Here is a 14,949-nt window from a genome sequence, read left to right on the forward strand (position 1 = left end):
AACCATTCTTTTTTTTATTGTTTAGGACGCTATTGATTTTTTAATAAAATTCCAAAATTTGGTTACATGTGTTTTTTAGAAACGTGTAATTTAAACTAATATTGCACCGGGCATAAAAGTTTTTTATATGGCCGGGTAATATAATGCAGGTATCTGCGTTTTTTCTGATGATGAGATACAAGTTACTTTTATTAATATTGCTGCTTTCGTCGCTGTCCTATGGGCAGCAGGGAGGTTCTGTTGTGCTTAACTGGATTGACAATGTTAAGTCATCAGTAGGTGAAACTACTATAATAATGCCGCAATTCCAGGCAGAAAACATGAGTTTTAATGCTGATAACAGGTCCCTCAACTTTATTATGAACTTTCCTGCCCAGGGGCCGGTGAGTGAAAATTCCCTGGTTATAACTAATATTGCTTATGAAAATATATCCGCGGCACAGCTAGGGGAACTTTCACCCGCTGCCGTTCCGGCTACAGTAAATGCAAAACTCTCAAGTGCCCGTGAACGAGGTAACTGGAGAGGTATACTCACTATGGCTTCCATAGTAAAGGATGGTGCCGGGTTTAAGCGTCTAAAATCATTTAGTTATTCATATTCTACAGGTTTTTCCGCGGAAAGAACCGCAAACAGTTTTAATACAATCACAAATTCTGTGCTTGCCACAGGGGAGTGGCACAGGTTTTATGTGGAGCGTTCGGGTATATATATTGTTAACAGGAGCTTTTTACAACAATTAGGCTTCAATGTAAATGTTGACCCCAGGAATATTAAAATTTTTGGCAACGGAGGGCGTATGGTACCGTTGCTCAACAGTGCCGATTATCCGGCTGACCTGGCTGAAAATGCCATACAGTTTATTGGTGAAGAAGACGGCTCTTTTGATGGGGGCGACTACATACTGTTTTATGCCGAAGGTGTCGATAACTGGAGCGAGGAAAACGGTACCCACAATAATCTTTATGCTAACAGGTCCTATTACTATATAACATCATACGGCGGGCCCGGAAAAAGGATAGCCAATATGGTGCAGCCAACAGGCTCCGCTACAATAACTACAAATATATTTGATGAATACCAGTTTTATGAGCGTGACAGGGTAAATATAGCCAGGCTCGGCAGGAAATGGCACGGTGAAGAATTTAATGTGGAGAATGAAAGGGATTTTGACTTTAATATACCTGATTTAGCTCCCGGCGATGTACGGGTTACTGTTAGCGCTGCTTCAAACGCCGTGGCTAACTCAACTATGGAGGTTAAAGCAAATGGTACGCCTATAGGGAATTTGTTATTTACACCACCGGCTACTTATTCAGCCGCACGTGATGCAATGTTCACAGGGACTGCTGCCACTACCTCAGGCTCCCTAAATATTAACCTTATCTATAATAATGCGGGCATACCGGGGTCAAACGCATGGCTTGATTACATTATAGTACGTGCAAAACGCTTTCTTAAAGGTAACGGCAGGCAATTCCGTTTCCGTTACAATGATGCCGCTACCAACATAGGCATTATCGAATACCAGTTTACCAACGCGGCGGGTATTGCAGAGGTTTGGGATATTACAGACATCTATAATGTTACAAAAACTGTCAACACCGGGCAGGCACAGTTTTCTTTTAAAGCTCCAATGGGCGAGGTAAAGCAATACATAACCCGTCTTAATGGCGATTTCTATACGCCACTGCGGGAGCCAAATGCGCGGGTAGCTAACCAGGACCTGAAAGGGACTGTTTTCAGGAATGCCCAGGGGCAGTTCCAGGATGTTGATTATATAATTGTTACTCCTGCTTCACTGGCCTCAGCCGCCGAAAGACTGGCCAATTTCCACAGGGCAGATTCACAATTACGGGTAAAGGTAATCAGCCTCGAAAGCATCTATCAGGAATTTTCGTCAGGTAAGCAGGATATTGCAGCCATCCGGAATTTTATTAAATACGTGTACAATAACGCTTCTTCACCCGAAAACCGTGTAAAGTACGTTAATCTTTTTGGTGATGCCTCGTTTGATTTTAAAGACCGTATCCCAAATAATACTAATATCGTCCCGATATTCCACGCCTACAGGCCTTCGGGTTTTGACAATTACAGCATAGTAACCACTTTTGCATCAGATGATTTCTTCGTATTAATGGACCCTAACGAAGGCAGGATGACCACATCCGGCGAATTACCTGATATTGCAGTGGGGCGTATGCTTGTGAATAATATGTCGCTGGCCAACCAGATGGTTGATAAAGTGATTGAATATAAATCTGAGCAGGCTTATGGCAGGTGGCGTAATGAGTATGTGATTATAACAGATGATATTGATGCTTCTTCTGATGTAAATTTTGTACAGACCATGGAAAACCTGGCAACAGAATTATCCCAAAACAGGAAGTTTATCAATATCCGGAAAATTTACACGGACTCTTATGTACAGCAGGCATCCTCTGGCGGCGAGCGCTACCCTGAAGCAAAAGACCAGATTATCAGGGCTATCAACTTTGGGACACTGGTTGTAAACTACCTTGGTCATGGTGGTGAAGACGGCATGTCCAGTGAAAGGATATTTGAAAGAACTGATGCTCAGAACCTTAATAATAAATATAAATACCCCCTTTTTATTACAGCTACCTGCGAACTGACAAAATTTGATAACCCCTACAGGCCTACTACCGGCGAATACCTGTACTGGAACCCTAATGGTGGCGCTATTGCCATGATTACAACCACAAGGGGCATATTTATCAGTGATGCCTTTACTTCTAACGAATTTTTATCGCGTAGGCTTTACAATTTCAATCCAACACTTCCCGGTGATTATCCTTCCATGGCGGAAGCCTTGCGCCAGACTAAGGCTCAGAATTCGGAAGGTTTCAGGGTAATTGCATTTGTGGGCGACCCGGCTCTTAAGCTGGCTATACCTAAACCTAACATTGTACTCACCGAAATTAATGATGTTCCTGCCGGATCTTCCACTGAAATACTCAAGTCGTTGTCTTATGTCAAACTCGGCGGTCAGGTAACCGATGAAGCAGGTAATCCTATGAACAACTATAATGGCGAACTTGCGGTTTCTGTTTTTGATAAGCCTGTAAGCAGGCAGACATTAAGGAACGATGGTATAGGCCCTACCTATAACTTTAATGTACTGGGCGAAACCATATTCAGGGGCAATGCGACCGTAACTAATGGCCAGTTTGAATTCGGGTTTGTAGTTCCAAGGGACATACGTATACCTGTTGGAGAAGGGCGGATAAGTTTTTACGCAAAAAGGAACAACGTACTGGAAGACCAAAACGGCTTTAACAATACCATTAAAATTGGCGGTATTAACCCTAACGCAGCTATAGATAATACGCCTCCCAAAGTACGGCTGTATATGAACGATGAAACGTTTATATCGGGAGGGATAACTAACCAGTCACCCATATTCCTGGCATTTATTGAAGATGAAAACGGTATAAACACGGCAAGTGGCATAGGGCATGATATCATAGCTATACTCGATGGTGATGAGACCAACCCGTTTGTGCTAAACGATTATTATGAAACTACCCTTGATAATTATACAAAAGGTAACCTCAGGTTCCCGTTCAATAATCTTAGCCCCGGCCTCCACACCCTTACTTTTAAAGCATGGGATGTTTACAATAACCTGGTAACTGCCGACATACAGTTTGTGGTTGTAAACAGCCAGGATATGTATATAGAAAAAGTCCTTAATTATCCTAATCCTTTTGTTAGCTATACCGAATTTTGGTTTACACATAACAGGCCTTTTGAGCCGCTTGACGTTCAGGTGCAGGTACTTACTGTTACCGGTAAGGTAGTAAAAACCATAAACCAGTCAGTAACCACTGACGGGTTTTTGTGCCGTCAGATTAAATGGGATGGCCGTGATGATTTTGGCGACAGGATAGGTAAAGGGGTATATATCTATAAACTCACCGTAAGATCGTCAACAACCAATAAAACAGCCGAAAAATACGAGAAACTTGTATTGCTGTAATAAAATACTATATTTGTTATCCAAAAATTCCGAAAAAGAATGAAGAAAATTGTTTTAGCTGCCGTATGCCTGCTGGGCATTCAGTTTGTGAAGGCTCAGAATGACCGGGTTATTACCACAGGAGTACCATTTTTATTAATAGCCGCGGACGCCAGGGCAGCCGGCCTGGCAGACCAGGGAGTTGCAACATCTTCTGATGTCTACTCAATGCAGTGGAATCCTGCAAAATACTCGTTCGCGCTGGACCAGCAAGGTGTGGGGGTAAGTTATACACCATATCTTACAAGCATAACAAATGATATTTCACTGGGCCAGCTAAATTACTACAACAGGTTTAACGAAAGGAGCGCTTTTGCTGCCAGCCTTAGGTATTTTGGACTTGGCGACATACAGCTTACAGATAATACAGGGCAGATACTTAACGAGGTGAGGCCCAATGAATTTGCCATAGACCTTGCTTATTCACTTAAGCTAAGCGAAAGGTTTTCTATGGCTGTAGCAGGAAGATATATCCGTTCTAATTTAAGGATTCCTACCGAAGGAAGTACCGATGCAAGGGGGGCAGGTTCCTTTGCTTTTGATGTTGCCGGTTATTACCAGTCAGAAGAAGAGGCTTATGATGATTTCAACGGGCGTTACAGGTTTGGGTTTAATTTTCAAAATCTTGGCCCTAAAATAAGCTATGATAATGATCCGGAGCTCAGTTCAAATTTTTTGCCCGCAAATATGAGGATCGGGGGTGGTTTTGATTTTATATTTGATGAATATAATAAAGTAGGTGTAAGCGTTGAAGCTACCAAGCTGCTGGTGCCTACCCCGCAAAAACTTGAAGATAAGAATGGGGATGGAGAAATTGATGCTGCCGACAGGGCAATTATTAATGAAGAATACCAGAATATCAACTGGGTGTCTGGTGTATTCCAGTCCTTTGGTGATGCGCCGGACGGTTTTAGCGAAGAACTTAAAGAATTCACTTATTCGCTGGGTGCAGAATATTTATACCAGGACTCCTTTGCTTTCCGCCTTGGTTACTTTAACGAAAGCAAGGATAAAGGGGCAAGGAGGTTCTTTTCGCTAGGAGCAGGCTTTAAATATACTATTGTTAAAATTGATGTTTCCTATCTCTTCTCAGCGTCACAGGTAAGGAACCCTCTTGAAAACACACTACGCTTTTCGCTAACCTTTAATTTTGGTGAAAAGTATGATGAATATTAGTAGATGGAGAAAATAAGTATAACGGCATCGTTTACGGTATTCAGCTCAGCAGAAGAACTTCCGGAAAACATAAAGAACCTTATGCGGCAGGCTGTAGTGGCCCGTGCTAATGCTTACGCACCCTATTCAAGGTTTAGGGTTGGTGTTGCACTTGAGCTTGATAATGGTGTTATTGTTCAGGGTAACAACCAGGAAAACGCAGCTTATCCGTCAGGGCTTTGTGCTGAACGCGTTGCCGTTTTTCATGCAGGGGCCGTGTACCCGGGCGCAACGATAGTAAGGATGGCCATATCGGCGGCATCTGATGATAAAGTAGTGGATTCTCCTATTCCGCCATGCGGTTCTTGCAGGCAGGCCATAGCAGAGTACGAATTGAAGCAGGAGCATCCTATCGAAATTTATTTCATGGGGCAGGAAGGAAATGTTTTAAAAGCTGATTCTTTAAAAAGCCTCTTACCGCTGGTGTTCGACAGGAACTTCTTGTAGTATTTATTACACAATCCTGTTTTTTCAGGCCTCTCGGCTTAAGTATATCTTTATGATTACTATAAATTTTCTGTGTACTTAATGCGATACAATATTTTTTAACTGAGCTATTGTTGCTATAGGATCTTTTGCGCTGAAAACAAAATTACCGGCTACCAGCACATCAGCACCGGCTTCAACCAATTGTCTCGCATTCTTATCAGATACGCCTCCGTCTATCTCTATCAGGGTAGGGGCGCTGTTCCGCACTATGATTTCTTTGAGCTTGCTGACCTTGTCATAAGTCCGTTCAATAAATGATTGTCCGCCGAAACCCGGGTTAACACTCATCATACAAACCAGGTCAGTGTCATTTATAACGTCTTCAAGAAGGTTTACGTTAGTATGCGGATTGATAGCAATACCGGCTTTCATGCCTTCTGCTTTTATAGCCTGAAGGGTTCGGTGCAGGTGTGTGCAGGCCTCGTAATGCACCGTTAGGCTACCAGCGCCAAGTTGTGCAAATGTCTTTATGTACTGGTCAGGATTTATAATCATCAGGTGTACATCCAACAGTTTGTTTGCGTGTCTGCTTATAGCTTGCAGTACGGGCATACCAAATGAAATATTCGGCACGAATACCCCGTCCATTATATCAATATGAAACCAGTCGGCTTCGCTGTTATTAATCATTTCAATGTCACGCTGCAGGTTGCCAAAATCTGCCGAAAGTACTGAAGGCGCAATAAGTTTATTATTCATTGTAAAGTTGTGTTGCTGTACAAAGATAGTTTTTCATAATCAAGTGACAAATGGAATGCCCGCTTTGAATAAATAAAAAACTCCGGTAATCAGCCGGAGTTTCAATCATCAATCAAAAAACGAACAGTTATTGAACTGTAGGTGCTTTTATAGTATTATATCTAAGATAATGCAATATTTATACCGCCAAAATACAACATAAATTTAAAATACAAAACTACATTGTTAATTTTTAGCAATATTTATGTTATCCTAAGTAGGTCTTAAGAATTTTGCTTCGGGAGGTATGCTTTAACCTCCTTATTGCTTTTTCTTTAATCTGGCGCACACGTTCGCGGGTAAGGTCAAATGTTTCGCCGATTTCCTCAAGTGTCATAGGGTGCTGGTCTCCCAACCCGAAGTAAAGGCGTACTACATCAGCCTCACGTGGCGTAAGGGTTTCAAGTGCCCTCTCAATCTCAGTGCGCAGCGATTCATGTATAAGTTCCCTGTCCGGATTTGGAGATTCGCCTGAGCGTAAAACGTCATATAGGTTAGAGTCTTCTCCTTCAACAAGCGGGGCATCCATCGAAAGATGGCGGCCACTGTTTTTCATGCTTTCTTTTACATCATTCACGGTCATGTCCAGCTCTTTCGCAATTTCTTCTGCGGAAGGGGCACGTTCGTTGGACTGCTCAAGAAGCGCGTACATCTTGTTTATTTTATTGATGGAGCCAATCTTGTTGAGCGGAAGGCGTACAATACGCGACTGCTCGGCAAGTGCCTGTAGTATTGACTGGCGGATCCACCATACGGCATAGGAAATAAATTTGAAGCCACGTGTCTCGTCAAAACGTTGTGCCGCTTTTATAAGGCCAAGGTTGCCTTCATTTATAAGGTCAGGTAGTGTAAGGCCCTGGTTTTGGTATTGCTTAGCCACTGATACCACAAAGCGCAGGTTGGCTTTTGTCAGTTTTTCAAGTGCCCTCTGGTCGCCCGCTTTAATGCGTTGTGCCAGTTCTACCTCCTCATCCGCTGTTATCAAATCAACTTTGCCAATCTCCTGGAGGTACTTGTCCAGTGAAGCAGTTTCCCTGTTGGTTACCTGCTTGGTTATTTTTAATTGTCTCATGTAAAATTTCCTGAGGGATTTAGTATTCAGATATTATACGTACAGAGAACGTAAAAAGTTACAATAAAGTTACGTTACTTTTAAATTTAACATAACTGCCAGTAAATTATTTGTGTACATTGTTGGTTTCAGGGCTAAAAATTCATTTTATCCTGTATACGCCGCACGTAGTAATCTATCTTTTGATGTGCCCTGTTGAAAAAAAGCTTGCGGTCACGTGTGCCGGATTCATTCAGTGATTTGGAATTCTTTATCTGGTGCCTGAAGAAGCCCAGTGCACTGGCACAGGTGCCGGTATCGGAAGTTATAAAATAACCCAGCATGGTATAGGGTACAAAAAGGGATTGTTTTTCAGGCGCTGTAAGTAGCACATTATTATTTAATATAAGCAGTTCATTATAGTAAAGGTGGTACCGCGATGCTCCGTTGCAGCAGCGGTCTTCGGCTGTGTGTAGTATGGTGCGCAGGTCTTCGCACAAGTATTGGGCATTTTGCAGTGATAGCAGGCCTGACTCAAAAAAATACAGTATTTGCCGCAGGCTGCTGTTTATGGTGGTGTCATTCCATATTTCGTTGATTTCTATAGCATCATAAACTGATTTCAGTTTCAGGCTATGCTCTTGTAATGACTGCTGCACCGTGAAGTTTTCAAAACTGTCCTGATTTTGCGTCCCCGCAAGGAGATTTATCCATACGTACAACTTGAACTTTGAGAGCAGTGTGCCGCCTATAGTATGGAACAAAGGGATGTCTTTGGCGGAGTAATACATTTTAGCATCCGGATGGCCTGCATAAATACTCAGCTTTTCCGCCGACTGCTTAAAATATCCTGCCATATCTTCCAGTGTACGTATTTCAGAAGTTTTTTCGACTACTACATTTTTGGCACCGGCAAAAAGCTTGTCCATTGATAAGCCATAATGCCTGCATAGCGCTATAGCTTCCTCAATAGAAAATTTGCTTTTTTGTGCTACCCGCCGGTGGGCTGCATCATAACTGATGCTGAGTACGGCTGCTACCGCGTCTATTATCGATGCGTTCCCTACTTGCTGCCGTATAGCCCTCAGCAATATCTCCTGATTATCCATAATTTGCGAAAAACACAAATATACTGTTTATATTAATTTATTAACACAAATATAGTTGGGCTTATCGCAATAGCTTTGACATGTTAATATAATTTAATTACATAGTATGAAAATCAAAATTTTAATTGTATTATGCCTTACAGGTTATAATACGTTGGCACAAAATGAGGCCGGAGCAGGTAAGGAAAGGTTGTTTAGCTTTTCACCTATTTCAAAAGATGTATCAATTGTGAATGGATTGGCTTTTGAGTTAGGCCATAATTTTAAAAATGAAAAAGCTACTGTAGTAGTAAACGGTATTAACCTTGAGGCAAATCCGCTAACAGCAGTTATATTTTTAGCGCCCGGAGTTCCTAAAGCTGATGAAAATGCGAGTGTTGTTGTTAATGGGCTGCATTTATCAACAGGGGGTTTTTTAGGCCAGGGCTCAATAAACGGGCTGAGTATATCAGCATTTAATGTTGCGGTGAAGGTAAGAGGTATAAGTGTTACCGGGTTATTTAATTCAGGCAGCCTGATGAATGGCATCCATATAGCAGGGTTAAACCTTGAAACAGGAAAAGGTTACGGGCTTTTCATTGCGCCGTTTAACAATGGTGGCCAAATTAACGGTTTACAGATAGGAGCTATGAACAGGGGTGAGGTAGTAAGCGGTTTACAGATAGGTTTACTAAATATTGCAAAGAAGACAAAAGGCCTTCAAATAGGTTTGTGGAACATAAACAACAAACGGTCATTACCTTTTTTTAACTGGTAATGGGGTATAATTTTAATCCTAAAATATGAAAAACCTCCCACTGCTACTCATAGGGTTTCGGTTACTTCTGGGGCCATTAATGATTTGCCTAACTTATTTTTACCATGGTCAAGTAAGGCTACTGCTTTTGACGCTATTGTCCCTGGGTATTTTATCTGATATTTTTGATGGTATCTATGCCAGGATGTATAGGGTTTCTACCGAAAAGTTACGCCGTATGGACAGCCAGGCAGACCTTATATTCTGGTTGTGTGCCGGTTGGTGTTCCTGGCTGCTGCATCCGGAAATTATACTGGAAAATACGTATGCTGTTGTCACAATCTTTATTATGGAAGGCCTTACGTATGTTTTCAGTATCCTGAAGTTTGGCAAAGAGACCTGTACACATGCGCTGCTTTCAAAGTTATGGGGGATTACCTTATTTATTGCCTTTGTTTCCATTTTAGGTTTTGGCCACGCAGGGTTGCCCTTTGCACTGGCAGTAACCTTCGGGGTAATTTCACATATTGATGTCTATTTCATTATACTCTTGCTCCCCAAATGGACACATGATGTGCCGAGTGCCTGGCACGCCTGGCAGATACGGCAGGGAAAATCTATAAAGCGGTATAAGATTTTTAATGGATAAAGATGAGGGATTTTGTTTGACATAAAAACCCTGCCTTTTGGGCAGGGTTGGTTCAATCTGTTATTTATTTGTAATTAATGCTAAGTTAGTTTTCCTAAGAGGCCGGGCATTTGTTTGCCCTGTACTTCATATACTGCCTTCAGCCATAAAGGGAACAGAAGCGGCACTACTATAAATGATAGTTTGTTAAAGGCCCATGCCTCTTTAAATTCAAAATGAATAAAATGCATTATGGCCCTTGTCATCCCGCAGGCATAACATTCCACACCCGCAATCATTTTAGATAAGCAGATACTTTCACCTTTATCAAAAAAATCGGCCGGGAGCAGCAACAGTACAAACGGCGCTAGTAATGTAACCCAAACCCTTGTATAAAAAACAAACTTTCTGATCATTACTTACAATGAGGTGTTAGCTTTATAGTGTTTTTGAATACTTTCCGTTTTTAGGCTGTAAATCTCCTGTAATGATTCGGATAAGGTCAATAATCGCCCAAACACCGCAACCACCAAAGGTTAGTAGCTGAACAATACCCTGCCAGGTGTAGCCTAAGTAAAAACGGTGGATACCAAGGCCACCAATAAGTGCACAAAGAATAAGCGCAATAACCTGGCTTTTTCCGCTTGCGGCAGCTGCGGGAGATGAAAGCTCATCCTGTTGTTCCTCAACAACCGTTACGCTGTTAGTAGTAGTTCTTTGCACCGGGAAAGACGCATACACAGCTGTTACTGACATCATCATTACAGCAAATAGTGTAAATAATAGTTTTAATTTCATGGAAAAATGTTTTAAGTTTACGCCAAATTTACAAAAAACTTTTTATGAAAATCAAAGTGTTTTTAACTTTCTTTATATTTTCTTTAACAATTTATTCACAAGAAAAATATGAATACTACGGAGGCGTTAAACTGAACGGTGATGATAAGACCATTATTACCTATAGGCTTGTGTTTACAGAACAGGATGGAAAAATTAACGGATACTCAGTTACAGACCTTGGCGGCAATCATGAAACAAAAAACTTAATATCTGGTTATTATAATAAGAAGACCAAAGAATTTACGTTTAAAGAAAAAGATATACTCTACACTAAGTCTCCAATAAGTGATGATATGTTCTGCTTTATTAATTTCACGGGGAAAGTGAAGCTTGTCAATGATAACAGCACAATGGAAGGTGATTTTAAAGGGCTTTTTAAGAATAACACTAAGTGTATTGATGGTACAATTACCCTTATAGGCAGTGCAAAAGTATATAAGGCTATTAACAAGCTCAATAAGAAAATTCAGCGTTCGGGTAAAGTAGACGAAGAAACCAAGCGGAAAGTTAACCCTGTTGCCATACTGGATAGCCTTAAAGTGAACAACTTGATAAAGAATCAAAATCTTAATGTATTTGTAGATTCCGATACTGTATTACTTGAAATTTGGGATGCGGGTAAAGAAGATGGCGACAAGATTAACCTCCGCCAAAACGGAGAACTTATACTTGGGGAGTATCAGGTAAGCAATAAAAAAAGGGTTATAAAGATAGACATGACTAAAACCACGACCTTCCAGATAAGCGCATTGAACGAGGGTACGGTTGCTCCTAATACGGCTATGATAAGGGTTATTGATAATCATAAAACTGTGGAACTTACAAGTAATCTTAAGCAGAACGAAAGCGCATCTATAACGCTGGTAAAAAGAAAAGAGTAGCTTATTTATCTTTAGAAGATTTTCTTAAAAACCCTGCTTTTGCAAAGAGGAAGCGGTTTAAGTATTAGTCTGGAAAAAGACAATAGTTTAGTGACATAGCGGTACAATAAGTTCTTTCATTTGGCCCACTTCTTCGGGAGTTTTATATTCCATATCTAAATAATCATAAAAGTGCCATTTCTTACCTCGTAACTCCAGCGCCTCAGGTATTTCATTAAATATTGGTTCCGTGTTGCCTATGTAGTCAAAGGCACCTTCATGTATGTTAAAAGAAAACAAGCTTTTCCATCCGGTTACACACAGGCTGTAAATATGGCAATGGTTATGCCGGCTAAAATCCAGCAGGTCTGGCACTATGGCTATCTCATCACGTTTATCCCCGTTAAGGTCACCTACATTAATTAAGCAATATAAACCTTGTGCATTATCGAAAGTAAGCGGTTTAACAGCTTTATCATTTATTACTACCACCGTGTAATAGCTTTGTTCGCTGTAGTACTTAACGATTTCTTCCCATGCCTCTTTTTCAAATGCAGGAAGCTTTGTCACTTGTGTTCCGTTGCGGCCGGCTAAAAACTGTTTTAAACTATCGCATTTTCCGTCCCCATCAAAATCTCCTGCTATTGAAAGCATTTTTGGAGTTATGAACTTATTTCCGGGTTTTTCAGCCGTAGCAGGTTTTGTATTGCAGCTATAAACCGTAATGCCAATAATAAAAAGGAGATATTTCATGAAAAAATTTTAACACAAATATCACTATTATTTATTTAACGTCAGGATTTCATATTATAAGGCTTTTGCAGCTAAATAAAATAACCCTGCCTCTTTGCGGAAGCAGGGGGGAAGTATATGAGTAGGGATAAGGCAATAGTTTAGTAATTACTTATAAGATTATCTATATGCTTTAAATCCGTTTGAATGTATTTTTTTCTTTATTATACATGATAACTGTTGGAAATTCCTCTACAAATCCTAAACCAAAATCTCTGTAAAAATTGTTTTTAACATCAATTAAAAATGTGACATCTTTATTTTCAAGTTTGTTTAAATAGTATTGTTCATAATCGAAATTAGAAAGACCAGCAGAAATTACAATAATTTGTGCTTCATTAGCTTTAGTTTTTACCAGTTCTTCAATTTTAGTAATACAGCTTTCACATTCAGGAAGTATGTATAATAAATACTTTTCTGTTTTTTTATCAAAAACATTTTTAAGTTTCAATTTTTTATTTTCAATATTAACGTATTCAAAGTTTCTCGCTTTTCTGCCCTGATAGTTAAATCTGACGATTTGTATGACAAAAACTGCAGCGACAAGAGCTATTAATATATAGATGATTTTTTTCATTTTTTAAATGTATTATTAATAAAATCATATTCCTTAAACTCTAAACCACTGTGGCTTACAGTTTCTTCATTGTAAAAGTTGAAGCTAAATTGTTTTCCAATATGATTCCCTTCTTTTTGGATACAAGTCATATTCCTGCTACTGCTTTCTAAAAAATAATTATTATCCGACTTTGAAAACTTGAACATAAAAGTATCTTCCATAATTTGAAAGGTATACTTGGTTTTTTGGTCTGTTTTATAAGAGTTAATAGTCCAGAAGTTGTTTTTACTATTTGCTAAGCTAATATGTAATTCTATAATCCCATAATCTGATTTGTCAATTATAAAATATCCTTTATACAAAAGTTTAGCATTTTTCTTTTTAGGCGTAAATCGCAATACAAAAAAATCAGCTGTTTTCTCTAATTCATAATTATAGAGATTACCTTCAAAAACGGGTGAGATTTCATGAAAGCCTAAACTGCAATAAATACTTGTTGTTACGGGTATTTGGCATTCTTTTTCATATATTTCAAATACTTCAATCAGGTTATTTTTGTAATCAGTTTTTTTTTTACCTGCATAAATTATCCTATTCTTGTTATTAACTTGTAAACTTTCAGACAGGAAAATTACATTGTTAAAAGAAAAAATAGTTTGATCTTCGCATTTGAATTCAACTTTTGAATGAAAATAATTAGAAGGTTTAGGGAATTGCTTATATCTGGATTCTTTGACTTTTCTCAGAACAGACAAGGGATTTTCACTTATATTAGTTAAAATAAGTTCCTCTAATTCAATCAGCGCTATTGGATTAAGCTTTATTATACCATTCCAATTTTCTACATCATCTTTTACTAATTCAAGATCATCATAACCTTCCTTTATAATTTTTAATTTGTCAAATGACCTCGCTAACGTAAATTCTCCCTTGCTATTAGTTTCACCCAAAAAAACATTTTCATTATAGATTAATGTCCCTTCTATAGGTAACTCATCCCTGCTTGAAATAATTTTTAAAGTGATCGATTGCGAATAAACAAACCCTGAAATCAACAACAATAAATATTTATGCATTTCTATAAGTTTGATAGATTATAAGTGAAACATTTAGATTTTTTATTAATTATAATTAAATGAGGCTACCTTTTTAGAGGTAGCCTTTTCTTGTTACCATGCCCAGTCCCAGTTACCGTCTGTAGTGCATCGTTCAGTTCTTGTATTTCCAGTAGGCCTTCCGAAATTATCATACTCAACGTAAGTAATTCTACCTGACCAAACTGTCAAAAGACCAAAGAAACTAATCCTATTCTGACAAGTGTTAGATGCTACTACCCATGTATTAGCAAGAATAGGAGAAACTGACATAACGCTCAAGAGCAAAACTAAACATAATTTTTTCATATTTTAACAAGTTTAAAATTACAACAGCTAAACTATATTAAAATAAAAAAATATATGATAGAATATTTAAATAAAATATTTATTTTTGCTATAAATTATATAAATCATGAATAACATAGGAAATAGAATTCGTAATTTGAGAGAGCAACTCGGATATTCTCAAGAAAATTTAGCTTTAGAACTTGGAATTACACAACCTAGTTATGCCAGATTAGAAAAGCAAGATGAAAGAATAAGTATTATTAGATTAATACAAATTGCAGACATTTTGAAGACAACGGTAGCTGAGCTAATCGGCGAAAAGACGCAAAAAGTAATTAATCAACAAAATAGTGAAAGTTCTCATGCTTATAATGTAGATACTATTAACACAATTATCAATGCAGATAAGGAACATATTGCGACATTAAAAGATGAAATAATGTATCTGAGAAATATTTTAGATAAAGAAGTGGTTTAAACTTTTATTTTATTAAATTTCTTTAGTGC

General features: G+C 38.9%; 15 protein-coding genes. 7 read left to right on the plus strand and 8 right to left on the minus strand.

Features of this window, described 5'->3' with window-relative positions; translation table 11 throughout:
- Positions 1–167: 167 nt before the first annotated feature.
- From porU to CHU92_RS04265, 3 genes are read left to right on the plus strand one after another with little or no spacing between them, the layout of a single operon-like run.
- Entirely contained in the window at positions 168–4,001 is a 3,834-nt protein-coding gene (porU, locus tag CHU92_RS04255) for a type IX secretion system sortase PorU (RefSeq protein WP_317044673.1), read from the plus strand.
- Positions 4,002–4,040: 39 nt separating this feature from the next.
- Positions 4,041–5,216, plus strand: a complete 1,176-nt coding sequence (gene porV / locus CHU92_RS04260; protein WP_094412942.1) for a type IX secretion system outer membrane channel protein PorV — start codon at positions 4,041–4,043, stop codon at positions 5,214–5,216.
- Positions 5,217–5,219: 3 nt separating this feature from the next.
- The gene (locus CHU92_RS04265) at positions 5,220–5,702 is read left to right on the plus strand and encodes a cytidine deaminase (protein WP_094412944.1); all 483 of its coding nucleotides are present in this window, start codon (positions 5,220–5,222) and stop codon (positions 5,700–5,702) included.
- A gap of 78 nt (positions 5,703–5,780) precedes the next feature.
- On the opposite strand, the gene rpe is transcribed toward CHU92_RS04265, so the two are convergent.
- The 3 genes from rpe to CHU92_RS04280 form a co-directional block, all read right to left on the minus strand.
- Positions 5,781–6,443, minus strand: a complete 663-nt coding sequence (gene rpe / locus CHU92_RS04270) for a ribulose-phosphate 3-epimerase (RefSeq protein WP_094412947.1) — start codon at positions 6,441–6,443, stop codon at positions 5,781–5,783.
- A 247-nt stretch (positions 6,444–6,690) separates the two neighbouring features.
- On the minus strand, positions 6,691–7,554 hold the full coding sequence (locus CHU92_RS04275; RefSeq protein WP_020212501.1) for a sigma-70 family RNA polymerase sigma factor: 864 nt from the start codon (positions 7,552–7,554) through the stop codon (positions 6,691–6,693).
- A gap of 134 nt (positions 7,555–7,688) precedes the next feature.
- Positions 7,689–8,642 (minus strand): hypothetical protein, encoded by a 954-nt coding sequence (locus tag CHU92_RS04280; protein WP_094412949.1) that lies wholly within the window; start codon positions 8,640–8,642, stop codon positions 7,689–7,691.
- Between the two features lie 106 nt (positions 8,643–8,748).
- Here CHU92_RS04280 and CHU92_RS04285 point away from each other — a divergent pair, with 106 nt between their 5' ends.
- A complete protein-coding gene (locus tag CHU92_RS04285; RefSeq protein WP_094412951.1) occupies positions 8,749–9,399 on the plus strand; it encodes an LA_2272 family surface repeat-containing protein in 651 nt (216 codons plus the stop codon).
- 25 nt (positions 9,400–9,424) lie between these two features.
- Positions 9,425–10,027: a CDP-alcohol phosphatidyltransferase family protein gene (locus CHU92_RS04290; RefSeq protein WP_094412953.1), complete on the plus strand. Its 603-nt coding sequence runs from the start codon at positions 9,425–9,427 to the stop codon at positions 10,025–10,027.
- An 80-nt stretch (positions 10,028–10,107) separates the two neighbouring features.
- Here CHU92_RS04290 and CHU92_RS04295 read toward each other — a convergent pair whose 3' ends face one another.
- Together CHU92_RS04295 and CHU92_RS04300 are read right to left on the minus strand one after the other, a co-directional pair.
- Positions 10,108–10,422, minus strand: a complete 315-nt coding sequence (locus CHU92_RS04295; RefSeq protein ID WP_094412955.1) for a DUF2752 domain-containing protein — start codon at positions 10,420–10,422, stop codon at positions 10,108–10,110.
- Between the two features lie 22 nt (positions 10,423–10,444).
- Complete coding sequence (locus CHU92_RS04300; RefSeq protein ID WP_094412957.1) at positions 10,445–10,804, minus strand: TM2 domain-containing protein; 360 nt, start codon at positions 10,802–10,804, stop codon at positions 10,445–10,447.
- Positions 10,805–10,848: 44 nt separating this feature from the next.
- Here CHU92_RS04300 and CHU92_RS04305 point away from each other — a divergent pair, with 44 nt between their 5' ends.
- A complete protein-coding gene (locus CHU92_RS04305) occupies positions 10,849–11,727 on the plus strand; it encodes a hypothetical protein (RefSeq protein ID WP_094412960.1) in 879 nt (292 codons plus the stop codon).
- An 87-nt stretch (positions 11,728–11,814) separates the two neighbouring features.
- Here CHU92_RS04305 and CHU92_RS04310 read toward each other — a convergent pair whose 3' ends face one another.
- The 3 genes from CHU92_RS04310 to CHU92_RS04320 form a co-directional block, all read right to left on the minus strand.
- Complete coding sequence (locus CHU92_RS04310; RefSeq protein WP_094412962.1) at positions 11,815–12,459, minus strand: hypothetical protein; 645 nt, start codon at positions 12,457–12,459, stop codon at positions 11,815–11,817.
- A gap of 172 nt (positions 12,460–12,631) precedes the next feature.
- Positions 12,632–13,075 carry a hypothetical protein gene (locus tag CHU92_RS04315; protein ID WP_094412964.1) on the minus strand — a complete coding sequence of 148 codons (444 nt, stop codon included), beginning with the start codon at positions 13,073–13,075 and terminating at the stop codon, positions 12,632–12,634.
- Positions 13,072–14,133, minus strand: coding sequence for a hypothetical protein (locus tag CHU92_RS04320; RefSeq protein WP_129583006.1), 1,062 nt, complete (start codon positions 14,131–14,133; stop codon positions 13,072–13,074). Before CHU92_RS04320 ends, CHU92_RS04315 begins: the two co-directional genes overlap by 4 nt.
- 433 nt (positions 14,134–14,566) lie before the next feature.
- Between CHU92_RS04320 and CHU92_RS04325 the strand changes: the two genes are divergently transcribed.
- Entirely contained in the window at positions 14,567–14,920 is a 354-nt protein-coding gene (locus CHU92_RS04325; RefSeq protein ID WP_094412968.1) for a helix-turn-helix domain-containing protein, read from the plus strand.
- Positions 14,921–14,949: the final 29 nt, after the last annotated feature.

Origin of the sequence: Flavobacterium cyanobacteriorum (genome assembly GCF_002251835.1) — a bacterium.
Lineage (GTDB): Bacteria > Bacteroidota > Bacteroidia > Flavobacteriales > Flavobacteriaceae > Flavobacterium > Flavobacterium cyanobacteriorum.